This window comes from Enterobacter sp. R-25 (assembly GCF_049913205.1).
Classification (GTDB): domain Bacteria; phylum Pseudomonadota; class Gammaproteobacteria; order Enterobacterales; family Enterobacteriaceae; genus Enterobacter; species Enterobacter ludwigii.
Window position 1 is genome coordinate 1,181,307 of the sequence record NZ_CP183982.1, and the last position, 23,430, is coordinate 1,204,736.

Annotated in this window: 21 protein-coding genes and 3 pseudogenes; 12 read left to right on the top strand and 12 right to left on the bottom strand. The window is 44.2% G+C overall.

What is annotated here, in order from left to right:
* Positions 1 to 301 precede the first annotated feature (301 nt).
* Both ACN9MQ_RS05585 and ACN9MQ_RS05590 read left to right on the top strand, forming a co-directional pair.
* Positions 302 to 1,539: pseudogene (locus tag ACN9MQ_RS05585) on the top strand (IS110 family transposase).
* Between the two features lie 152 nt (positions 1,540 to 1,691).
* The gene (locus ACN9MQ_RS05590; RefSeq protein ID WP_426021334.1) at positions 1,692 to 2,489 is read left to right on the top strand and encodes a tetratricopeptide repeat protein; all 798 of its coding nucleotides are present in this window, start codon (positions 1,692 to 1,694) and stop codon (positions 2,487 to 2,489) included.
* A gap of 605 nt (positions 2,490 to 3,094) precedes the next feature.
* Here ACN9MQ_RS05590 and ACN9MQ_RS05595 read toward each other — a convergent pair.
* Positions 3,095 to 3,469, bottom strand: a complete 375-nt coding sequence (locus ACN9MQ_RS05595; RefSeq protein WP_371006305.1) for a hypothetical protein — start codon at positions 3,467 to 3,469, stop codon at positions 3,095 to 3,097.
* 331 nt (positions 3,470 to 3,800) lie between these two features.
* On the opposite strand from ACN9MQ_RS05595, the gene ACN9MQ_RS05600 reads away from it, so the two are divergent.
* The 3 genes from ACN9MQ_RS05600 (at position 3,801) to ACN9MQ_RS05610 (ending at position 6,218) form a co-directional block, all read left to right on the top strand.
* Positions 3,801 to 5,120, top strand: a complete 1,320-nt coding sequence (locus tag ACN9MQ_RS05600; RefSeq protein WP_426262684.1) for a hypothetical protein — start codon at positions 3,801 to 3,803, stop codon at positions 5,118 to 5,120.
* Positions 5,121 to 5,322: 202 nt separating this feature from the next.
* Positions 5,323 to 5,640, top strand: coding sequence for a hypothetical protein (locus ACN9MQ_RS05605; protein ID WP_371006307.1), 318 nt, complete (start codon positions 5,323 to 5,325; stop codon positions 5,638 to 5,640).
* Positions 5,641 to 5,738: 98 nt separating this feature from the next.
* Entirely contained in the window at positions 5,739 to 6,218 is a 480-nt protein-coding gene (locus ACN9MQ_RS05610; protein WP_371006308.1) for an HNH endonuclease, read from the top strand.
* A 537-nt stretch (positions 6,219 to 6,755) separates the two neighbouring features.
* Here ACN9MQ_RS05610 and ACN9MQ_RS05615 read toward each other — a convergent pair.
* The gene (locus ACN9MQ_RS05615; RefSeq protein WP_426021332.1) at positions 6,756 to 7,331 is read right to left on the bottom strand and encodes a hypothetical protein; all 576 of its coding nucleotides are present in this window, start codon (positions 7,329 to 7,331) and stop codon (positions 6,756 to 6,758) included.
* Positions 7,332 to 7,675: 344 nt separating this feature from the next.
* Here ACN9MQ_RS05615 and ACN9MQ_RS05620 point away from each other — a divergent pair, with 344 nt between their 5' ends.
* The 6 genes and pseudogenes from ACN9MQ_RS05620 to ACN9MQ_RS05645 all read left to right on the top strand — a co-directional run bounded on the left by ACN9MQ_RS05620 (position 7,676) and on the right by ACN9MQ_RS05645 (position 12,864).
* Entirely contained in the window at positions 7,676 to 8,806 is a 1,131-nt protein-coding gene (locus tag ACN9MQ_RS05620) for a DNA cytosine methyltransferase (protein WP_426021331.1), read from the top strand.
* Entirely contained in the window at positions 8,763 to 9,746 is a 984-nt protein-coding gene (locus ACN9MQ_RS05625; protein ID WP_371006312.1) for an HNH endonuclease, read from the top strand. Before ACN9MQ_RS05620 ends, ACN9MQ_RS05625 begins: the two co-directional genes overlap by 44 nt.
* A gap of 254 nt (positions 9,747 to 10,000) precedes the next feature.
* Complete coding sequence (locus tag ACN9MQ_RS05630) at positions 10,001 to 10,453, top strand: TetR/AcrR family transcriptional regulator C-terminal domain-containing protein (protein WP_371006313.1); 453 nt, start codon at positions 10,001 to 10,003, stop codon at positions 10,451 to 10,453.
* Positions 10,454 to 10,609: 156 nt separating this feature from the next.
* Positions 10,610 to 10,820 (top strand): annotated as a pseudogene (locus ACN9MQ_RS05635) (integrase); the annotation flags it as partial.
* A gap of 555 nt (positions 10,821 to 11,375) precedes the next feature.
* On the top strand, positions 11,376 to 12,233 hold the full coding sequence (locus ACN9MQ_RS05640; RefSeq protein WP_371006314.1) for a DUF2971 domain-containing protein: 858 nt from the start codon (positions 11,376 to 11,378) through the stop codon (positions 12,231 to 12,233).
* A 359-nt stretch (positions 12,234 to 12,592) separates the two neighbouring features.
* A pseudogene (locus ACN9MQ_RS05645) lies at positions 12,593 to 12,864 on the top strand (hypothetical protein).
* On the opposite strand, the gene ACN9MQ_RS05650 reads toward ACN9MQ_RS05645, so the two are convergent.
* The 8 genes from ACN9MQ_RS05650 to ACN9MQ_RS05685 all read right to left on the bottom strand — a co-directional run bounded on the left by ACN9MQ_RS05650 (position 12,832) and on the right by ACN9MQ_RS05685 (position 20,756).
* Positions 12,832 to 14,100, bottom strand: coding sequence for an ATP-grasp domain-containing protein (locus tag ACN9MQ_RS05650; protein ID WP_371006315.1), 1,269 nt, complete (start codon positions 14,098 to 14,100; stop codon positions 12,832 to 12,834). The pseudogene ACN9MQ_RS05645 and the gene ACN9MQ_RS05650 overlap by 33 nt on opposite strands.
* Positions 14,101 to 14,214: 114 nt before the next feature.
* Positions 14,215 to 14,811, bottom strand: coding sequence for a LysE family translocator (locus ACN9MQ_RS05655; RefSeq protein WP_426021330.1), 597 nt, complete (start codon positions 14,809 to 14,811; stop codon positions 14,215 to 14,217).
* Positions 14,804 to 15,976, bottom strand: coding sequence for an MFS transporter (locus tag ACN9MQ_RS05660; RefSeq protein WP_426024724.1), 1,173 nt, complete (start codon positions 15,974 to 15,976; stop codon positions 14,804 to 14,806). Before ACN9MQ_RS05660 ends, ACN9MQ_RS05655 begins: the two co-directional genes overlap by 8 nt.
* Before the next feature lie 66 nt (positions 15,977 to 16,042).
* Entirely contained in the window at positions 16,043 to 16,786 is a 744-nt protein-coding gene (locus ACN9MQ_RS05665; RefSeq protein WP_426262685.1) for an SDR family NAD(P)-dependent oxidoreductase, read from the bottom strand.
* Complete coding sequence (locus ACN9MQ_RS05670; RefSeq protein WP_371006319.1) at positions 16,761 to 17,663, bottom strand: DapH/DapD/GlmU-related protein; 903 nt, start codon at positions 17,661 to 17,663, stop codon at positions 16,761 to 16,763. The genes ACN9MQ_RS05665 and ACN9MQ_RS05670 overlap by 26 nt, the downstream gene beginning before the upstream one ends.
* Positions 17,660 to 18,625, bottom strand: coding sequence for a hypothetical protein (locus tag ACN9MQ_RS05675; protein ID WP_371006320.1), 966 nt, complete (start codon positions 18,623 to 18,625; stop codon positions 17,660 to 17,662). The genes ACN9MQ_RS05670 and ACN9MQ_RS05675 overlap by 4 nt, the downstream gene beginning before the upstream one ends.
* Before the next feature lie 17 nt (positions 18,626 to 18,642).
* A complete protein-coding gene (locus ACN9MQ_RS05680) occupies positions 18,643 to 19,812 on the bottom strand; it encodes an NAD/NADP octopine/nopaline dehydrogenase family protein (protein WP_426021328.1) in 1,170 nt (389 codons plus the stop codon).
* A 23-nt stretch (positions 19,813 to 19,835) separates the two neighbouring features.
* Positions 19,836 to 20,756 (bottom strand): hypothetical protein, encoded by a 921-nt coding sequence (locus ACN9MQ_RS05685; protein WP_371006322.1) that lies wholly within the window; start codon positions 20,754 to 20,756, stop codon positions 19,836 to 19,838.
* 450 nt (positions 20,757 to 21,206) lie between these two features.
* Here ACN9MQ_RS05685 and ACN9MQ_RS05690 point away from each other — a divergent pair, with 450 nt between their 5' ends.
* Positions 21,207 to 21,578 (top strand): phosphotransferase family protein, encoded by a 372-nt coding sequence (locus ACN9MQ_RS05690; RefSeq protein WP_426021327.1) that lies wholly within the window; start codon positions 21,207 to 21,209, stop codon positions 21,576 to 21,578.
* Between the two features lie 86 nt (positions 21,579 to 21,664).
* On the opposite strand, the gene ACN9MQ_RS05695 is transcribed toward ACN9MQ_RS05690, so the two are convergent.
* Together ACN9MQ_RS05695 and ACN9MQ_RS05700 are read right to left on the bottom strand one after the other, a co-directional pair.
* On the bottom strand, positions 21,665 to 22,120 hold the full coding sequence (locus tag ACN9MQ_RS05695) for a hypothetical protein (protein WP_426021326.1): 456 nt from the start codon (positions 22,118 to 22,120) through the stop codon (positions 21,665 to 21,667).
* 346 nt (positions 22,121 to 22,466) lie between these two features.
* Entirely contained in the window at positions 22,467 to 23,348 is an 882-nt protein-coding gene (locus tag ACN9MQ_RS05700) for a LysR family transcriptional regulator (protein WP_014169049.1), read from the bottom strand.
* Positions 23,349 to 23,430 lie beyond the last annotated feature (82 nt).

The window sequence follows — 23,430 nt, forward strand, 5'->3', positions numbered from 1 at the left end:
TAAGTTTGTGGGGTCGCTTATCGCTCGTAGCAAACCTTGCGGCTTTGATGTCGGTCCGCTTTGTGCCAGATATAGTCATTCACTCCCTGAGAGTTACACTTTTAAGTGACTCAGGGTATGCGCTTATTGATTACGAATATTGTGCCAGAATCATGTGATTTGATGATTGCCGCTTTGCTTTCGAGCCAGTAAGTGCTCCACGTTCGCTAACGAATACTCAGGGCATGCAGAAAAACTGCTGACTATATTTCTTTCGAAGAGCGTGGAATGCATACCAATCCCCGATAAAAAGGAGTTGGTGATGGCTGCGAAAGATCAGTTTGCTGCTCATGTTGGTTTGGACTGGGCGGATAAAAAACACGATGTCTGCGTTCAGTTTAAAAACGGTGATCGCATATTTCATGTGATTGAACATACGCCTGAGGCACTTGATATCTGGCTCAATGAGTTACACCAGAGGGCGAAAGGCAGGATTGCTATTGCCGTTGAGCTGAAGAAAGGCCCGGTGGTGTATGCACTCCAGAAGTACCCATTTGTCACTGTTTTTCCAGTACACGCGTTGTCACTGGCCCGCTACCGACAGGCTTTCTGGCCCAGTGGTGCGAAAGATGATCCGCAGGATGCTGAGCTGGCATTAGACCTGATGCTACGTTATCCCCACAAGATAAAAGCCATTGAAGCCGACAATCCGGATATCCGATTACTCCAGCAATTAGTAGAGCAGCGCCGACTGCTGGTTGAAGACAAGCGTCGCTTTGTTAATCGGCTCATCAATACGCTTAAGCAGTATTACCCCCAGCCCCTGGAATGGTTCTCCCATCGGGGCAGCTCACTGTTCTGCAAGCTAATCATTCGCAGGCCGAGTCTGCAACAACTCAAACGGGCTCGCAGCGATACTGTCCGTCATTTTATGAATGCTAAAGGTGGTCCTGCTGTTGCTTATACCGAACAGCGGGTTGCAAGTATTGCCAGCGCTATTCCCCTGACCACTGATAAAACTGTCATCGAGGCAAATGCATTGATGGCAACAGCACTTGCATCCCAAATCAAACTGGCAGGCGACCTAATCAGAACCTACAACGAACGTATTGAATCCTTATTCGATACGCTTCCGGATGCAAAACTGTTCAAATCACTCCCTGGAATGGGGTCGTGTATGGGCCCTCGGATGCTTGCCGCACTGGGTGATAACCGCGACCGCTTCAACAGCGCATAAGAAATTCAAAACTACGCTGGCATCGCACCAGTAACCGAGCGAAGTGGTCAAAAATCCTAGGTACACTGGCGTTGACAGTGCGCAAAGTTCGTCCGACAGACATTCGTGGAATGGACTGCGAAGACGGTTAACTCAACGTACAGGGCCAGACTTTATTACCAGGGGCAGCGAGAAAAAGGGAAATCTCATCAGTCAGCAATCCGGCTCTGGCGTTTAAATGGATAAGGATCATTTACCGCTGCTGGAAGACCAGAACCTGGTACGACGAAGCGAAATATTTGCTGGCGTTGGAAGCGCGAAAGTCGCCCTTACTGAAGCCATAAAAAGCTTGTCGAATGTCTCAGGGCGTGAAGCGGACATTACATATGCCACCTAAATATATACACTTAACACCATCAATGGGTTTAAAAATAAAGAAAATCACTCTATTGCCGATAACATTTATAATTTAAATCTAGAATTGGATGATAAATAAATGTCGACATTGAACACTGAAACTAAAATCAAGATAACTGAATTAATAATGGTCTTTATTGCAACTCTCCCAATGGGAATAGCAAATATTTTGATAACAAAAAGTCAAAACGATGAAAGACTTGCTTTCGAGAGACAAAACGCGCAAAGTATTCTCTCTGTTCAAAATAAAGAGTTATTCATAAAAAGTGCAGAGCAAGGTTTGAATTCACAGAAGCTAGATATTGATTTTTTAAGAACAAGCTATGAAGAATGCCAAAAAGATGGAGAGTTGTCAATTGGGAAAATAAAATCTTATGCTGATGCTTACTATTCTTCTTCAGAAAAGAAAAATATCATGATTGCAAAGGTTCAAACAAACTGCTTATCAAAAAACAATAATAAATCAGTTGATAGCCAAGATAAGCCGAATTACAGCATTGAGCATTACAAGAGTCTTGGGTTCAACTATTTGCAAAATAAAAAATTTCTGGAGGCAGCAGAGTCATTCTCTCAGGCAACTCAAATGACACCCGTAGATGCTTCTTTGTGGAATCAAAAAGCTTATGCACATTTTAGAGCAGGAAATTATACTGATGCAATGAATAGTATTTCTATTGCGCTTAGGATTGGTAGTGATAATGATAAAGTAAGAAAATACATGGCCATTAATGCTGCTAAAATATTATGTGCGAAAGGAGATGTAAATGATGGGAGAAATTACATACAACAATCAATAAATGCCATTCCGGATTTATTGCCAATGGTTAAAAAAGATTTAGAACTGGGGAGTGTTTGTAAAATTGATCTCAGTAAATAAAAATGTTCTAATTGCTTTAAAATAAAGCATTTGTTTTGCTTATTTGTGAAAGTGGATGTAAGTAAAGTCCGCTTCTCGCTCAAAACGGCCATATCAAATGGATGCATGACAGGTTTGGCTGGCATCAAGAAGCGGGCGTTTGAGCATTTGCCCATGTAAACGGTGTCCCTTCAGAGCGCATTTGACTATGTGGATGAGGCCTTTGACGTGTGGCGAACGCTCTCGTCATGCCTGGCAACTGGATATCTCGTGGCTCGAACATAGGGGATTAAACGCCAGGATGAGACAGCAGCAGAGGGCAATAACATCCCTGCTGAGGATCAGCTTTCGCTGGAGCTTGAGGTTTCGCCTGTCGCGACGGAGAGCACTGCAGTGCCCGCCGTCGGGGAACAAGCAAGCATTTCCGGCGATGTGAGGCAAATCCAGAAGGACAACCCTGTATCCCGCTCATCGTCCGTAGGGTCAACGTTCTGGTCAGTCTGCCAGAGAGTGTTCTGCCAGGTGAAAAAGGTGATTCGGGATCAGTGGTGATTGAACTTGTGGCGACGCATTCCCGGTGAGAGAGCCGGATGAGTTCAGAGCCGGATGAAAACGCACCACTGTTTTCAGGACGAAATTTCGATCTGACTGGCGATGAGCGCATCCACTTTAAGCTGTACCGGCGTCAGCAGATCGACACCTATCTCCGGTACATGCAGGAAGACGATGAGGCTGTAGCGCGCTTCAGAATCATAGCGGTTCAGAGCTCGTCGTGTTTTCCACCAGCCCTGGCCCGGGGAAACGGCGAGGTACCCACAGTTAGCCAGCTCTGCCGCAGTGCCTCGCCAGATATCCTGATGCAAAGACCCTTTATGACGCTGTCGGTGCCCCAGGAGCCAGTTTTTGTCGTTTCCCGACGCAGCTAAAACAGCTTCGCTCGTCTCTGCTGCAGCGTTGATTCGTGTCCGAAATGCTTCCAGCCTCTCCGTCGGACGTTTCATGGCAAATCGTAAACGGTGTGAAGGATAGCTGAATTTAGACACTGTTACCTTGGGCTGACGACCAAAGCAGAGTCACGCGCATTTTCATCGGCGTGACCTGTAGGGTAAGCGGTTTGGTTTAGCTGCGAGAAGGACTAATCTTACGCATGATATATGTCATTGGTGTTTGCATGCGAGAATGGGTGTCTGCTTAGGGTAAGAATCGGACAGTAAAAATATCATTTCGTATCGGTCAATTATTAAAAACCAAAATGTATTTTGAAATAAATTAAGGTGATGATATTTTACTGTCATCATATGTTAGTGTTGGAATTTGACTTAAGGGGTAGGAATGTTCATTAAGTTATCAGGATGTTTTCATGCTGTAGGAAATGGCACTTTTTTTACATCAAAAATAAGAGGGGAAGATGGCAGTGAATTCAACTGGGGTCATGATTGTGGCTCTACCAGTCAAAATGTCATAAATAATATAATCAATTCCTCTTGTGTTGAGTTCTCAGACGGTGAGAGTATAGACATGATGGTTATTTCTCATTTTGACGATGACCATGTTAATGGATTGATAGCTTTATTAAGAAAGCATACAATAAAAAGATTAGTGCTTCCCTATAGTGATTGGACTCAGGCTGTTAGGGAAATATCAATAGATGGAATCCGTGGAGTATCACCTTCTGTTGCACTTTTTCAGTTAAACCCGGCGCTGTGGTTAAATAATAACAACCTTTCAAATCGTGTGGAAAAGATAATTTTAGTACAAGGCAATGGTGGACCTGGGAATCCTGATGAACCTAAAATTTCTGACAATCCTCTGATTAATCTTGTTGACCCTTTGATACTCAGGGATGATTCCGATGGTCTAGACGTTTCAGAACAAGAAAGACACATAAATGATGCCAGGGATAATGTGTTTTTTGATTTAGGCAGTCCAATCGATACCAGTGAGGTAAAATTATCGAAAATTAACCACACACAACCTATTTGTGCACTCAATGGTTTTTTTGAGTTTGTATTTTATAATGCTGAAAGGACATTTAAAAAACTCAATCTTGTGTATGAGAAAAATGATGAGTTTTATGCCAGCCAATCTCATATTAAACTTACTGATGCTAAAAAGGATATTCAGCAAACTATTGAGAGTATTAACCTGCACCGAGGTATCAGCTCTAGTATTGATGTAAAATGGCGGGAAAAGTTAAAAAGTTGCTACCAAAAGCATTTTGGTAACACTAGTAAAGCCCAGAACAATATTTCTTTATGTATGTATGCATCACCTAAAATTACCCCAAGTGGTCACAGTTTTATCTTCTGTCAAGATCATGATAGTTATCAACTTCATTCTTCCGGATTAATATTTACTGGGGATATTAATCTAACAACCCCTGTTCTGGATGATTTTGAGTTACATCTGGGAATTGAGCGATGGATGAATTGTGGATTGTTTCAGATCCCTCATCATGGTTCTGCCAGTTGCTGGGAGAAAGGACATTCCAAAAGGATCAAACCTGCTTATTTTGTTCAATGTGCAAGCCCTACATTAAAACATCCCAGTCAGTTTGTATTAGATGATTTGAATGGTGAAAAAAGCATTGTTTATAACGCATCTCGACAAAATTCAGTGCATTTCACATACGATTCCTGGTTGCGTATGTAAGAACAAAATATCGCGAATTGTTAGACAGAAAATTTTTATGGTAATGTTATTGTGTAACGTTACCCGTCTATAATTTAAAGCAGGCTCTGCTCCTTGCTTATTGCAATCCCTTATCCAATTTGTATCAGGAGTAGCTTGTTAAGCTTACTGAATTTTTATTTTAAAAAGATGGATTCAAATAATTGGTACTTTAGGAGATCTCATGGCAATCTTGTTTTGCAATATTGGATGGATGAAACATTACAACGGTATTGATGGTGACTCAATCGAGCGAGGAGGTGAATACAACCAACATTCCACAGGTCATGAAGTCTGTAACTTCAGCAACAATGCTGGCTTTTTATACGGTTATGTACAACCTACTGGCCAAATTAAAATAGATAGGTTGGGAGCCAGTAAAAAAGATGACTATGTAAGTGGCGTATCTGTTGCGTGGACAGCAGGACCTAAAACCGGGGGACAACTGTTATCGGTTGGTATCAGGATGCAACTGTTTTTCGTGATGCTCAGAAGATTGTAAAACCGAATGCGATTCAAAAAAAGAATGGTGTCATAACATTTCGAATTAAGGCTCCCTCTAGTAAGGCGATATTACTTCCAGTCGAACAGCGAGAATTAATGATTCCACGACGCATAAAGGGTGGAATAGGGCAAAGTAACGTTTGGTTCGCAGATAAAGAGGAAAGTCAAGAGATTGTGAACCGCGTTAAATCGCTTATCATTAACGGGGCTTTTCCCGTTTTTCCTGATGTCGATCAAACCAGCTCTTTTCTTGAGGGTAACCCGCGTCTCGTTGCACATTTGCGACGAGAGCGAAACCCTGCAGTTGTTAAAAGCAAGAAAGAAGCTGTTCTCCTTGCCACAGGAAAACTCTGCTGCGAGGCGTGTGGTTTCGATTTCAAAGAGGTATATGGAGCAATTGGCAGCGGATTTTGTAAAGTGCATCACCTTCAGCCGTTGTCCAAAGCTGATGGTGTAGTGAATACAGAACTGACTGATCTGGCAATTGTTTGCTCAAATTGTCACCGTATGATTCATCGAACCGACCCTATGCTTTCTATTTCAAGATTGGTGAAACATCTTCAGTGCAAGCATTGACAATCTGGCGAACCTATACTTATGGTCTGCGTTAAAACTTGTTAAGTATTGCTAACATCTACGATCTGCTCGGTTGAACGATCGTTGTGCATACTTACAGTTGTTACGTCAGCTACGCGCTTAAAGCGACCATATCTAATGGATGTAGGATTTATTATCCACATTTAGGGCGACAATAAGGGGGCTACGTGAATGGCTGGTCCCTGCACGGAAAATTCGTACAACTGTCTGCCTTAACCCTGCAGGCCATTAAAATGTTAAAGACAGCTAATGCGGTAAGGAATTTACCGTCCTCCGTTCAGTGAAACAGCGGTCAGCCCACCTCTGGGGGCCTGATGGCTGAACGGTCGCGGCCCAAAGATGCACACGCCAGTGAAGCGCTGGTAGGTAATACATACTCTGAATTAATGGAAACTGGCGTTACGCATTGGGTCGCTTGGGAACATTCAGGAAGGGGAGTCCATTAAGCATTTGCTCATGGCCATGCAACTTCCCACTCTTGCGCTAATGGCGGGCAGCTTTCATGCCGCTTTCGTCTTACCTGATACGCATGCATCTTTCCCTGAATATCTGACCCATGAAATCCCCTCCATCACGTAGCTTCTGCATTTCCTTGTTGAAATCGAATCCACCCTCGGCAGGGGATGTCCGACGTTCGGCAGGAACTTTACTGGTCCGCATGGCTGTCACGATGAAATGCTGAAGAGTTACCTGCTTCATGACCTGAGCTTCGTCAGGCCGAAGATAGGGAAGCAAACCGAAAACCTGATGTTCGAAGTTTTTCTGTTCTTCTTTGATTTGATCGTCGGGCACGCGCTTTGTCGGACGGCTGTCTTCATACATCAGTTCATACAGGGAGACGTTATTGGGATAGCCCCGATCTGCCCGAAATACAATCTCTGCAGCCAGTGAGGCGCTTTCCTGAAGCTTGAGACAATGCAGCTCTGTTGCCCGGCGTCTGGCTTCCGCAAGCTGCGTATCTTCCACCTCCTGCTTTTTCACATTCAGCATAAAGAAAGCAGATAAGACATTCCCCATCCCGGTCGCAAAGGTAATCAGCAGGGTAAAGATAATGCCCTGAAGCAGTCTTTTTCTGGAAAATTCCTCGTTCATTCTTTCTCTTCCTTAGCCCGTCAGGCCTTTCGACATAAGTAGCACCTATCCCGTTGCCCCCGAAGTTTGCGTGTTGTTACTATCAGGGAAAGGCATCAGCGTTGCATGCTAACGCAACAGCGAAGGTGATGAGCACTGCCATATTTTGCGGCTGAACGTGATGATTCATTACTACACATGATCCACATATCCTTAAGTCAGAGTTGCTATGAGTGCATTCAGCCCATACGCGCTGGCGCTTCATCTAAGTCAGGTTTCCACAGGTGGTACTGTGCATACGTACAGATTCGCTTTATGATAGACTTATCTGTCGAGACTGAAGTGGGAAACGGGATACTGTCTGAATGAGTAAAACCAATAAATTAAAGATCATTGATCTGTTTTGTGGCGCTGGCGGCTTGTCCTGCGGCTTCATGAAAGGGAAGAATGGCGCTCGTTTTGAAAGCGTTCTGGCTCTGGACAATGATAAGGCGGCCATCAGAACGTACAACGCCAACTTTGGCGAGCATGGCATCGTCGCCAACATAGAAGAGTGGATCACGGAAAATACCATGCCTGAAGCGGATATTGTTATCGGTGGGCCGCCGTGTCAGGGGTTCAGTTTACTCAATAAAAACCGGGAAGGGGACCATCGACGCGCGCTCTGGGAACCGTACATGGACATCATTGAGCGATCAGGCGCTTCTGTCTTTGTGATGGAAAATGTCCCGGGTCTGTTAACCAGTGATGAATTCCAGGATATCCGTGAACGTGCGGAGAGTATGGGCTTTTTGCTTCTCAACCCCTCTGTGCTGAATACGGCAGACTATGGTGCCCCCCAGACGCGCAAGCGTGCCATTGCGATCGGCATTAAGAAAGACCGTTTTGTGCTGGGGGGCATCCCTGCTTTCCCGCCTGCGCCGTCGCACCGGCATCCCGATAAAGCCGGAGATCTGCCAGCCTGGCTGACGGTCAGAGAATTGATCGGTGATTTACCGGAGCCGGTTGGTACAGAAGTACGCGATCTGCCTCCGCCTTTAGATCTGCATTTTGGGCGAAACCCGACAGCACTGTCTCAGGAGCGTTATCGCGCTGTGCCGGTCGGCGGGAACCGTTTCGACTTACAAAAGAACAGACCCGATATTACGCCTGCCTGCTGGATCAAAAAAACGTCCGGCGGTACGGATTTGTTTGGCCGGTTGTGGTGGGAACGTCCTTCCGTAACGATCCGCACCGAGTTCTTCAAACCCGAGAAAGGGCGTTATCTGCATCCGGAATCACACCGCCCAATTACGCACCGGGAAGCGGCGCGCCTGATGAGTTTCCCGGATGATTTTGTTTTCCTTGGGTCAAAAACCGAGATCGCGCGTCAGATTGGAAACGCGGTTCCGCCCGTGTTTGCACAAAAGATTGCGACCTATGTGCTTACTTTAATGGAATATCAGATTCAACATGGCGAGAAGATCGAAGAAGAGCGAACCGGAAACGCTGCGTAAGCAGCTCCTGGCGTTAATTACCGATTTTGAACACAAGCTCGCAGAGGACTCCCTGCGGGAACAGGTTCTTTCTCTCATCCCGGCCAATCATCTGCTGCGGGATCTCGGCAGCTCTCTGATGCATGAGGAGGGCTGTAATTCGGCACGCGACCGCATTCTGGCATATCTCCTCAAATATCCTCGCGTCATCATTCATGGGGACGAACTGATGGTGGTGGCCGGGATAAGTGAATATGCGCGTCGGATAAGAGAGCTCCGGGTTCAGTTTGGCTGGTCCGTCTTAAGCGGTACCACGCTTAAGGAAATGATTGAACAGGATGAGATAACGCTGGAAGAACTTCAGGCCCGCACAATGACCGTCCTCAAAACGGATGTCTATGCACTGATGGCGACGGAGCAGGACAGGGAGGCCGCCCTGCGATGGAATGAGGCCAATGTTCTGCGGCGAAGTAAGCTTTCGACGAAAGACAAAATTCTCTCCTATCTGCGTAAAAACGTTGGTCGCCCGGTAACTGGCGAAGAGTTACGTTATCTTGCAAACGACAGTAAGGAATGGGCCCGCCGTACACGCGAGCTGCGAACCGAAGAGGGCTGGCCAATTGCCACCAGGAACTCAGGCCGACCGGAGCTTGAAGTGGGAGCCTATCTGCTCGAGGAAGATCGTCAGGCGGAGGTTCATGACCGGAAAATCCCTGACCCGGTGCGCGTAGCTGTCCTCGAGCGCGATCATCACGCCTGCCGGAACTGTGGCTGGTCGCACGCCCGTAAAACAGCAAATGACCCCCGAACGTTCCTTGAACTGCATCATATTGAGCATCATGCTGACGGCGGTGAAAATACGCTGGATAACTTAATTACGCTCTGTAATGTCTGCCATGATGACGTTCACCGCCGTAAAGTGTCGGGGGATGCGCTTTTACACCTATTGAAGGGAGCCTGACATTCGCGGGTGTTAGCGTAATTTGTTACGGGCAGGTCATTCATTTGCGTAGCTGGAGTAACGTGCTTGCCGGATTTTGCTATTCAATCCCCGGGGGCCTGCAATCAGTCGCTCGCGACTTTCAATAGTGCTCTGATTGCAGGTTGTTCCTCGGTCCCTCATCTTCGCAATTCAGAGTAAACGAAAGGCTGATATGTGCAGGGTTACTACCCAGGTCATTCATAACGTAAAGCTCCGGAGCTATCTCCCATATCGTGGCCGGCCGCCATCAGTTGTTTGCACCGCAGGCCCTTCTCGGAGACGTCGACGGTTCGGTTGAAGATCAGCTGATGGCAGTGGGAACATTACTGCTGCGCACGCTGTTGAGACCCGACGTAAGTAGCGTCGAAGCCATGGTCATGGCCGACAAGACGAATCAAAAGTCGTTAAGCAAACTCCATTATGAAGCCGGGCCCGCTCATGTCATCGCTCAAATCGAAGCCCTTCTACGTCAGTTGCACGCGAAGGGGCTGCTGAAGGTTCCCGATCCTCTTCAGTCCGCTCGCTTGTTTGCCGCGCCTTTCAAAGGCTCCGACCTTCTAATTATCGCATGCTTCGATGAGGCCAGAGCAGGGGACAACAACGAAATCGAATCATATTGTCGATCGGCCATCGGCATGTTCATCGCTGCGCACGGTGGCACCCAGGAGGCGATAACGCGGCTGTGATCTTGCCCGATATTCCCGCTCACGTCTTGGTCGCAGCGTAAAGCCAAGGTGTGATGCATCTTCGCGTCTTAAAGCCACCTAAATGTCCGGGATGGCCGCCCCGCGCTCATAAGGGACAACCATCCTCAAATCTCCCATATTGCAGGAGATTTGAGGATGAACACTTACCGTGGAACAAAGACCGTATCGTCGTCCAAAAAGACCACTTCAGATATCTCATATCTGGAGGATCCGAATCCGGCTGGAACTGAAAGGTAAGACGCGCGATTTGGCTCTGTTGAATATGGCTTTGGACAGAAAGTGCTGTGATCCGGTAAAACTCAAAGTATCTGATGTTGCATATGGTAGCTCTGTTTCAAGCAGAGCAATGGACCGTGGGTTCAGAAATCATCATCGACGGCGGCGTTTCAATCTAAGCCACCAAAATAAGATTTACAATTCATCAAGCCCGCCACCTTTTATGGCGGCGGGCTGGTATTTTACCCGGAGGTTGAGATGTCTACCCATGACCTGACACAGATTAGCCACCCACTTCATAACCATCATACAATTTTTACGATGGTTTAACTCTCTGCTTGAATGTGACCAGCTCAGTCTGAGCACCTTAGACACCCAAAACCACTGAGCAGGCTCAGACCAGATTTTAGGCTTTGAGATAAGAATGTCACCCGGAGTGAAGAGTGGTGAAGAGTCACGCTCTAAACGAACACCGCTTAAGCTATTGAAATTTATTACACAAATAGCAAAGGTGAATAGGGTGAATACTTTTCTACAAAATGATTTTTCTATGGTATGTGTTCAACGTTCTGCTCAGAAGAATGATCTCATCCAAATTACTTGTGTATGGGAAGGATTTTTTGTTAAATTTACAATAAAAACATATAATTAAGTTGTTTTCATTAATCCTGTGCTGGGTAAAGCTATGTCGTTGATTTTTAAGTATAGAAAGCTATATGACTCTGAAACTATGGAGTTGGATAAATACACGCTAGATATATTGATGAATAATCGAATATTTTTTTCAAAGGCAGAAAATTTTAATGATCCGTATGACTTTTTACCCACAATTAATTTAGCTCCTGAGAAAATCGAACGATATTGCAATGAAGTATTACCGATTGAAGTTGGAGAAGGTTTTAAGAAGGCTATAGCTTCCACTTCTGAGCAAGCAATTGAAAAGCTGTTTATTGAAAAATTTAGAGATGATTTCGCAGTATTTTGTGCTACGAGAGATCATAAGAATTTTTTAATGTGGTCTCATTACGGTGATAATCATAAAGGAATATGTATCGCATTAAAAACACATAAAAATATCGAAAATAATGACGTGTTGCATGTGGAAACAGACCAGTTTAAAAAAGTCAGAGCTAGGAGTAATGAGACATGCTTTCCATTGTTTCCGGTACGGTATAGTAATGTGCGACCACCACAATTCGATTTTGTAGAAAATGTTATTGATAAAAAAGTGCCTGATTTCATATTGACCAAGTCAAAAGTTTGGGAGTATGAGGATGAAGTTCGTGCAGTTATGTTGATCACTAATACAGATACCCAGTTGGTAAAATTAAAGAAAAACCAAATTGCTGAAGTATTTATTGGAAGTCAAGTACCGCAAGAAATAAAAGATAAGTTAATTGAAAAGCTTAAAGGTAAAGGCATTATTATTAACGAAATGAGGTTGTCTCCAACTACGTATGATTTAAGAACGATCGAGATAATAACAAGGTTAGATTGTGAAGGCATTTTGAAACTAATTGAGTATGGTGTCGAAGACACCTAACAAATAATTTAAGAGTGATTCAGCAATCTTGGCATTTTTGGTTTGGGGTGATTTGAGTGTTATAGTAATCAAATTGAGTTTCGTGGTTGCGTGCTTCACACCTTAATTGGGCGTTAATGTCCGCTTTTCGCTCAAAGCGGACCTTCCGTTCCCAGCAGCCTTTATCCTTGAACTCCTTCCTGCCGTATCTCCTTCGCCCTTCCATACGAATAATCAACTCAGATCCGACTTTAGCTTTTTTCGGATCTGCACAGAAAAAGTGAGAAAATCACATATCCATGGCCTATGCAGATGCCATGAATCTGCATAGGTGTAACATGCGCAAATCCTTAACATCTGCAAAAGTTCAGGAGAAAATCATGCGAACCGTATTGATGCTTAAAAACGGCAATAACCGTGCTATTCGTCTGCCCCACGATCTGGATTTTGAGAGGGTAGCGAGCTGGAGATCGTTCGGGGTGGGGACAACGCCATTCTGCGTCCCGTCCGGCCGACCCTGGGCCCGTTCGCCAGCCTGGAAAAGGCTGAGGCTGCATTAAAAATGTACCTTTGCCAGGCTGGGTGTATTTCCTTTATCAACAAGATGCACAGAAAATATTTATACCAAAGGCTTTTTTACTTTCACACCTGAAGAAATTTCAACAAACTGAATCAGTTGCTGGAGTACGTTCCAGATCTCTTCCTGCCGTGCTGAAAGAATGGTCCACCCCAGGATATCCCCTTTTTGAAGAGCTTCGCCCGGTTTCTTCATAAATTCAAAAGACTGAATATAACTGGTCAGGTTTTTTGGTAGGATTTTGCCTCTCCCATTTAGCACTGTAGCACTTTGTTCCGCCTTAAAGAAAAACGAAACAGCTTTCCTGCCCTGGAAAACCGACTCTGCTTTTGGTTCAGCACATTGAGAAATATCTATCAGATGTTCAAACATACTATTTCCGGTTGCAAGCTCATACAGTAACGGAATTGTACGCCCCCCGAGCCTTCCGTTAACTTCTACTATTGCAGGGCCGGAATTAGTGTAAATCATTTCGATATGAAAAATACCGTTATCGAGCCCAATTTTACGCAGTGCTGACATTGCCAGTTCAAAACATGCTTGCTCCTCGGCCTTATTAAGAGAAGAAGGCATAACACTCCCCAGTTCAATGACATTATCTCTCGCACAACGAATTCTGCTTGTTACCATAAATGGATAATAATCATTACCTTTGCGTCCAATCTCTACGGAAATCAGAGGTCCTGTAAGATATTTCTCTACCAGAAAACCACGATTAAAAAAATCGGTATAGGAAGAGGGTAATTCGCGGATTTCTTCCTCAATATCATTAATAAGGGTGTTGATCTGTGTACGCTCCTTAATAATGTATGCTAGGCGGCTTGAAGCTGATGTAACAGGTTTGACAATTACCGGCAATTCAACTGACGCCAGAACAGAAGGAAGTTCATTATAATCATTTTCATGGATCACCCAAGGGGCATTTTTATCTGTTCCTTTAAGGATTTGGCGTGATATTAATTTATTTTTAGTTGCCTTAACCGCATCCACACTGCTGAATGGAACTTTGATATGCTCGGCTGCACAGGCGGCAGCTTCTAATGAAAAATCATCGATACAGATAAGTGCGTCAACCGGCTGACTGACATTTAAAACTTCAACAGCATCTTTGACAATCTCTGGTGTATGTGTATTAGGCAGTTCAATAACATTATGGAGACGACGAAGAACATCGTCCGTTCTGGGGGAATCCCAGTCCCGTATATAAGCGAGGTTACGAAAGTAACTGACTTTGTAATTCTTTTTCAGTAACTTATCTAATAGCTCAATGCCACTGAATTCAGAGCTATTGATAACTACAATATGTTTCATGATTAACCTCAATAATAGAAAAATGGTACTTGATGATAGTCATTTGAAATTGTGATGAAGGTATTTTTTAGAAATTCCCGTATTCACATTCCCTGACACCTGGCGTTCGAATGGTTAAGTCCACGATAGTTTCATCACGCCCTGATAAAATATATAAACACTGAAACTCATCAGTGTCATAACTGAAAGATAGCGGATAGCAATTTCTACCGGCTGGCCATTTGCTTCATTTTTTAAAAAAATACCTGAACAAAGCCAGAAGACTGATGCGGTTAACAATACCAAAGTAAAGCACATTAAAGTTTCATAGTATAAGTACAGATCATCAGTGATTTTTACCGGAAAAATTACTGTTCCAAAAATAAACGATTTAGGATTAAGAAAAGTTGTGAAAAATATTTTTTTTGAATTAATAATTAGCTTCATTGAGTTTTGTGTACGCCCTGAAAACCATAACTTTAGCGAAAGCACAAAAAGATACAACGAGCATATCAATCGAGAGACGACATCTATCCACACATTAGAACTAAAAAAAAATCCTGCAGCAACAGACCACAGAGTAATACTCATGATATAACCACACCATTCTGATAGCACCAAAGATGGTGCCTTATTGAAACCGTTGTTATACCCGGAATTTAAAATCAAGATATTTGTCGGCCCAGGTATGAATAGTAACGAAGCACAGGATAAGAAAAATAAGCTATGCATATTTTCTCCAGTCTTTTAATGACACTGCAATCAGAATAAAACCTATTGTCGCGGCAAAAGCAATGACCATAAATATTGATCCAGAGCTGATATTATCAACAAACCACCCTGTTGTAGCCGGATTGATTGCAGCCCCCAGACCGGTTAGCATTTGCAATGAAAAAAGACCTGCTTTGTTCGTATTTGTCTTTAGAGAATCAAGCATCAGGTACTGGGCCGGGTTAAGAAGGACTTCTCCCAGTGAGAAGAATATCATGCCTACAATCCACTGTGTTAAACGCTCCCCAGCGCCTGCGAAAATCAGCACGCCAATAATTACGCCACAACTACCAATAAAGGAACTTAAACCAATATTATCTTTAGACACTTTTGAACCTAAAGGAATCTGAAATAAAATAACAAAAAGTGCATTTGTTACCATCAGCCACGTAATAATTTGGTAAGTCGTTTCCCGGTCAAATTTTACAGTGAGCACTTGTGTTATACTTGATGAAAATCGGCCATAACAAAAAGAATAAATAAACCCAGCAAGAATAATCAAACATAAAGTAGTATTAGAGTGATTTTTATGGCTTCTCTCAACCGAAGCGGACTGAATATCTTCTTTTATTCGCCCGTCCACAATTATTCCCACTGTGTATAAAATGAATGATGTAGCGATCAAAACTCCTATCGCTCCGGAGATCCAGAACACTATTCGACCATCAAGGCTTGATAAAAGACCTCCCAGTAAAGGTCCAATAATCCATCCAATATTTATCATTGTGTAATTTATCGAAAATAACCGAGATTTGTTAATTTCATCAGCTTCTGAAATCGCAAGCTTAAGAACTATGCTGTATAAAGAATATGCAATATTTAACAATGCATAAAATAATATTATCAAAACTGGATTCTTGAACTCAGACATGGCAATATTACTGGCACTGAATATCAGCATAGCTAGGATAATACTGTTTTTGTAGTTCAGAACCTTTATCACCTTCCCACAGAAAGGTGAGCAGAACAGCCCTAGCATTATACCAGCTGTAATAATATAACCGGTTTCATCAATTCCCAGTCCTCTTTGTACATGCAAAAATACAACAAGAAAAGGTAATGTTATCCCCCTAGCTACAGTCAGGATTAACGAGGTGAAAAAAAGGCAGCGGTATGGATTATTCAACCTGCTGATTCCGATAATATAGAGTAGGTTTGTTTTCATTTGCGTAAAGTTCAGATATCACTAGTTTTAATGCCCAATAGGGGACGTTTCGATAACGATATCCTTGATTCTTACTCTTTCAGGAGAGTTAACAAGCCAGAGCATCAATGAGGAAATATCCCCAGGTTGGAGTATAGAATCTCTGTCTCTCAGACATCCCCCGTTAATAGCCATCGGAGTGTTGATCCATCCTGGACATAAAACTGTAAAACGAATTTTATTAAGCGCAGGATCTGACGATAAGGCTGACATATAAAGCTGTAACCCTGCTTTAGACGCCCCATAAATACCCTTATCAGCGAAGCCTATTTTTCCCGCTCTTGAGGAAAGGCAGATCACCAACGGTGCATTCGCTCTCAAAAGCAATGGCAGCAAGTCATTTATGACAAAAACAGGTCCCAGCAGATTACTGTTAATTACATCATGTATTTCGTTTTCTGTTGCCCCTGTGGTTTTATTACAGGTGATCCCTGCTGCAAGTATCAGCAAATCCAAATAGCCGAACTCTGCTATTCGGTCACGGATATGCCTGACATCATCTGTAGCCTGAATGTCGGCACAGATAGTATGGAGCTTGTTTTTGTACTGCTCCAATCTGGCGACAAGCCTCCCCAGTTTGTGACGGTCACGACCTACCGCAATGACCCGGAATCCGTTCTCCAGCAAGTCATCAACACTTTTCTGCCCGACTCCCCCCGTCGCACCGATAACCAGTGCGACGCGGTCTGCGGAAGTATTCTGGGTGTTAGTCGTTCTGGTGAAGAACGGCATTTACTCCTCCCCATACACTGCTGTCAGTAGTCAGCACTTCAACACTACCAGTCATACTGTTACGTCGGAACAGGAGATTGTTTTTGCCTGACAAATTGCGAGCATAATCGACGGAACCGTCCGGCAGCGTCACTTTCGTACCTGACGTTACATATAACCCGGCCTCCACAATGCAGGAATCTCCCAGAGAGATCCCTATCCCTGCATTAGCCCCCAGTAATGAGTCTTTACCTATCTGATTTTTCTGTTTACCGCCGCCAGAGAGGGTTCCCATGATTGAGGCTCCTGCGCCGACATCACTTCCATCACCGACGGTAACCCCCGGAGTGATCCTTCCCTCAACCATGCATTTTCCTAAAGTACCTGCATTAAAGTTGATAAAACCTTCATGCATTACAGTCGTTCCCTGGGATATGTAGGCTCCCAGACGAACGCGGTCAGCATCAGCTATACGCACGCCTGAAGGAACCACGTAGTCAACCATCCTTGGAAATTTATCAACACTGAATACGGTAAGTTGATGATCATCATCCGCAATAAGGTGACGTAAACGTTGTACATATTCCGGGAAAACCGGGCCGGCACTCGTCCAGGCTACATTCGGAAGGTGCTGAAAAATTCCGTCCAGATTTATTTCGTTCGGTTTGTATTCACGGGATGAAAGAAGATGCAAACGGAGATATGCATCTTCTGTTGACGTGATATCCTTTGATATGTCTGTCTCAATTTCAAAGGATTCGCATCGTATAATTTTGTATTTAACGGCAAGGCAGGAACGCTTATTCATATCTCCGGTTGGATAATAAGCGTCAATCGTCTTACCACTGTTGATATCTATGTATCGATTTCCCGTTCTCTTAATGCTATACGTAATCATTTTTTGGCCTCTGAGATTGTTCTGACCACAGTACCTTTTTGTATATCAAAGTGTTTTCCATTGCCAGCAATCATTTTGTTAACCAGAACTGAAACATCGCCCCCCGTTTTATCGGAATTCACCTGATTATACCGAGAGTTTACATCTATAAAGCGCATTACAAATGCGCGACGTGATAACTGAATACCCGGTAAAAAACGATTGCTTTTGTGGAATACGTCTTTATCGAATGCAATTGCATCGCCGGGAGCAAGGCGATAACGTACCGATTCGCTGTCGAATAAGTTACGAGCAAACCCTGAAATGTAAAGAGATTCACTGAAAAGGTGTGGGATCTTTTCCTGAATAAATGGATAAAGCTCTTTAAATTTTTTTTGTTCCTCAGTTCTGAATCTCGGTCCAAGCACGGTTTTAAATATTGCAGGTATTTTATACTTCCCCTCAGTCAGCGATTTGGTTACTTTTGATTGTAATTTGTAAAACTCATGGCCAGAGAATGCCTGTGTGGAAAGGAGACTCATCCCACCATCCTGCTTTTCCGGATCAACATCATCAAGAGCAATCCAAATAGAGAAAGCCCTGTCTTCCGGGTAGATATATTTGAAACTGGTTACACCGATATGCCAGTCAAAACCAACAGAGTTACTGTCCGTTTCAAAAATTATCCCATCAGTAAATACACAGTCCTGATAACCTAGTTTTTTAACAAGTTCAGAAAATTTTTCCGTACGTATAAAAGACAGGATTTTTTCATCTTCTATCGCGACATTATATGTATTTCTTTTGAATGAATCAAAGGCACTATTGCTTTTCGTCTGATTGTTAATATCACGAAGATACTCTACCATTTCTTTTGAGATCAACTCCCTAACATCCGTAAATCCATGCTGAAGATAATAATCAGCATCAACACGGGTATTATTTCCAAATAAAGAAACTGTTGTTAAATCGTTATTTTTCATAATTAACTCCATGTATGTTAGTTCGAAAGCATCCCGACTAGGTCGGATTTGTTTAAATTAAGAGCATTCAGATAGTTATGATAATAATCAAGGCCATCTGTATTCACCTTCAGGGCCTGTAGCATTTGAGTAATCTGGTTGACATAGTCCCGAGTGACCATAAAATTTTCGCCAGATATTTCAGCAAACCAACCCATCGTTAATAACCCAGGATAGTCCTCCTGAATCATACGGCCTGTTTTAAGAGAATTGAGTGATTTTTCTGACAATGAGCGATAGATACTTTTTGTGCTCTTTGCCATTTCGAGGAAAGTAGGTTGCTGAGGAAGCCCATATTGTTCAGTCAACATAGTGGTAAAAAGCCGCGTCTCAGCCCCGTAAGAACGAGCGAGTGCAACACGCTCATGATCAAGTGCATCAATCAGACCGGCATTTTCCTCATGAACACCATCACTATAATGAAGGTATTGAGTTCCTGAAGCTGTCTTTGTGAGATTTGTTTTATCCAGGGCGACAGCAAGATGAATAATGTAACCCAGTGGATCAAACTGCAAATCCAAAGGTCTTACTTGTTCAAACTGATGTTGATTATCAGGTACGGACGGTCCGGAGAACAACTGAATGACACAATTCATAGCTTCATCAGGTTTTTCACTGAGTGTAGCGACTCGAGTGACGTTTTTCCTTTTAAACTCGATGATGTTATCAATACACCTGGTTCCGTAGAAACTGTCTTCCACCATCAGCAAATGCAATTTATTCAACCGCGAGCTTTTACGCCATTTGTCCATAAGGCAGAGTTGTCCACCCTGGCCTGCCCGAACAAACGTTATAGTAGCTCCCGGATTTATTGGGCAAGCTTCAAGATATTCAATCAGCATCTTACGTAATAATGGAATATCCGGTACAGTAACAATAACTGCAACTGCACTTTGCATCAGATATCTGATGTCGTGATTTATCGCATGGACGTTCTGAGAAGGAAATATTGTTTCATTTACTTCCCCTGTCATGATGTTCTCACATCTGAATGACTTTTTCCCTGAGTTTTGCAGAAACAGATGATTTCCGTAGTGCATCAAAACCAGATGGGGGTCAAGGTTTGTTTCATTTCTTCTCAGGAACATGTCTACCGCAAGTGTCGACCCCACATGGCCGCCACCAATAATAATTACGTTTTCCATCATACAACCCTGTATGTAGTATTGCCTTAGTTTCGAATGGATATCATGGTGTTACCAGAAAATGAATCAACGACTTTCTGTGACACGACATAGGAACGTAATAAAAGGCGCTGGATATTGTCTGACGTAAAAATATCACGACCATGAACAGCATAATTATTAGGAATGATTAAAGCTTCCCCTTTCTGAATACTGTGACCATTTTCGCGTCCTGCCTGAAGCGCAATTGTAGCCAATTTGTCCAGTAATTCATCAGCCTGCTTGTACAAGGTCTCACTTAGACCAAGTGCTGGTTTAATGTTAGAGAAGTTAAGTTTAATCTTGATTCTCCCATTTAGTTCCTGTTCTATAACTTTCATTTTCCTTATTTCTTCATTGGGCCACAATAATTTACTACCGGCACGCATTTCAAATATTTCACTTTGTAGAATAGATAATTCTTCATTCGTAAAATATTCCACCAACTGTGCAGAAGTGGCCAGAAGGGTTTTAGGTATGTCGCCATTCGCTATATGAGGTACCAGTACCAGATACTCGGGTCTGCACCTGTCTGATGCAAAACATAGATCATTATGCATCGAGAGCAATTCAGAACTACTACTCAACTCTCTGGAAGTCAGGGTAGGGCGAATATCAGTTACGTAACTTTGATTATAATCAGAGTATGCAACACATCTGCCAATTGACTCACCCAATATCAGAAGGAGAATTTTACTTAATTCGATATTTTCAAATTCAGGCAGATTTCGGATAAGCAAAGGGGCATGAAAGTCGAAGGCTTTCGCTATTCTTCCACCTGTAAGATTATCCTTTATCTCTTTAATTCTGGAAAGATAACGACTCTGAATTTGACCGGGGCATTCACTGTGAATACCTCGCACCACCAACGACAGTTCATCTTTTTCATTTTCATTTAAAGATATAGCTGAATAATTAAAAACATCCATATTGAACTCACATTTGATTATCTGGATAACACTCAGATTAAAAATGGTTATTGACATTATTTTCAAATAGCTAATTGTAAGTAAATATTAATAAAATAAGTAATTAACTATTCTTAAAAAGAATAAGTGATTTTAGGTTCATGAACATTATTATCTATAAGCAGAAAATTCTTTAATGTCAGGATGAGAATATTTTCATATTGAAATTTTTCCTTTTCACTGTCTTTTTATCTCCCTCAACCCATCTGGTAGCAGCACTTCATTGAATTGTCAAAATAGTTAAGGATTAATATAAAATGTAAAAAATGTGTAAATAAACGACGGTTTTTTGTAAGTCACCGTCTCTCCTATGACGTACTACAGGGATTGCGAATGGGAGGGCGGTCCGGATTCTGCCCCTGCTCCCGCGCGGCCCACCAGATGCGCTGTTTTCAGCAAGCGGGCAGCGTTTTGTTTCGGCAGAAATGTTTACTCTCAGGGGATACCAATGCCGGTAACTGGGGGAGAAGAGAAAACGGAGAGTGGGTTCTCTTTGACTGGGAAAGGTTTGGCACGGGCAGTCCGGCTATCGACCTCGCCCCGCTGGTAAAGGGGATGGCCTCCAGGCATAGCATTTTACAGCTTGCGGAGCGTTACAGCGTGCATTATCCGCATATGCCTGCCCGACAGCTAGCGACGGAAATAACCCTTACTAAAGCATGGATTGTGTCAGAAGTGGTGTCCCTGCTCTATGACCGAAATAAAACAGATTTTGAGCTGTACCTGAACTGGTACAGAGAAACGCTTCCCGGCTGGCTGGACGAGGCTATCTCAGTACTTTAACCTTTCGTCTGCATGGGATTTTTATATTATTAAGGCCGAAATACTGGCTTACAGACCAGCTGAATTTCGGCCCTTAAGCTCTGGCCTTAGTGCGCCGTGATATACGGCTCCTTGACGAACTCCGCCAGCAGCCAGACCATATCATGTAGCAGACCGGTCAGCTCTTTTGCCACGTTTGCAGGCAATGTTCCGCCCATTACCGCCTGCGTTAACGCCAGCGCATAGTCCACCTGGAGCGACGTATCCTGCCAGCAGTCCGGAACGCAGGAGACAATCTTCTCTCCTGCAATCAGCTGTTCGACCAGATAAGGCGGGAGGGCAGAATCACAACGCGCGCGAAGGCGTTTAAGGACTGCCAGCAAACGCGTGCACAGTGTTGCATGAGTGACCGCATCGTCGGTTTCTACCAGCACGCTTACATATGCGGTGCAGGCATCGGCCAGTTCGAAGAGATCTGCAGATTCAGGCAGTTGTAGATGAATCAGATGGTGTATAGCGCTTTCTTCAGAGAGCGCGTAAGACAGGGAAGGGATAGTTGTCATGTGATTTTCCATTTTAAAAAAACTCCAGACCATCCAATAAGTTCCTACGCTCATGGGTGGTAGCGCTGACGGAGGTAGGAATACCGCACACGACAAAAACGGCCAACCTTTCGGTTGCTCCGCCAGCGCGACCGTAGTGTAACGGGATGAGCGCTGCCGCGACAAAATAATTGTCGTATCGTGATATGCGGGTTCCTACGCCCGGTTGCGGATGTGCCGCAACGCAGGCACTTTACGGCCGGGAGGAGAGTAAGAAAAGCAGTAACCCTGAATTACACAAGGTTACTTGCAGGTTTGCGAGGCGGCTTCCAGAAAGGCCTTAGCGGGCGCAAGCAACGCCGCGCCATTACCCTTCACTCAGCATCGCAAGAAACCGTTTCACCGTCCGCGAACGTTCAAAACGCCGCCAGCACAGCGCGATATCGGTATAAAGCTCCGGTGATGTCAGCGCATGGTAGGTCACATTGGGGGGCGAAATGGCGGCCATCGACTTCGGCACCAGGGCGAACCCGCCGCCAGCGGACACCATGCTCAGGGAAGAGGAAAGTTGCGAAGACTGCAGCGTGTGCTGCACGTCAATTCCGGCCCGCTCGCAGCAGCCGTAAACGCGATCGTACAGCCCTGGCGCGACCTCCTGCGGGAACAAAACGACCGGCGTATCCCGAAGTTGCTCCAGCGCCAGCGATCCACACTTCGCCAGTGGATGGTCGCGATGCAGCGCCACAACCATCGGCTCACGGTCGAGAATTTTTAGCTCAAACGCTTTGCTGCTCTCACACGGCAGACGCACGAACGCGATATCCAGCTCACCCTCCGCCAGCATCGCCGTCAGCGAAGACATATTGGCTTCCACCTGGTGCACTCTCACCGCCATGTTCTGCAGCTGATACTGGCGAATAAGGGTGAAGATTTTGGGGTGAAAGGCGTCTGAACTGGTGATCCCAATCGACAGACTGCCGTTCAGCCCGCGGGCAATGCCCCGGGCTTTCTCCAGCGCGGCGTCGCTCAGCGCCAGGATCTTACAGGCGTCCTCATAGAAGGCTTCTCCCGCTTCAGTTAGCTCCACGCCTCGCGTCAGGCGTCTGAATAACGGCGTGCCCACTTCTTCCTCGAGCCGTTTAATCTGCTGACTCAGAGGAGGCTGTGAAATACCCAGCGCTTTGGCCGCTTTGGTGAAGTGTCGCTCACGTGCAACGGCGACAAAATACCGCAGATAACGAAGTTCCATATCAAAAACGTCTCAAACCAGCATGGATTCTATATTGGAACTCTATGCTGAATCGGGTCAACATTTATTTAACCTTTCTAAA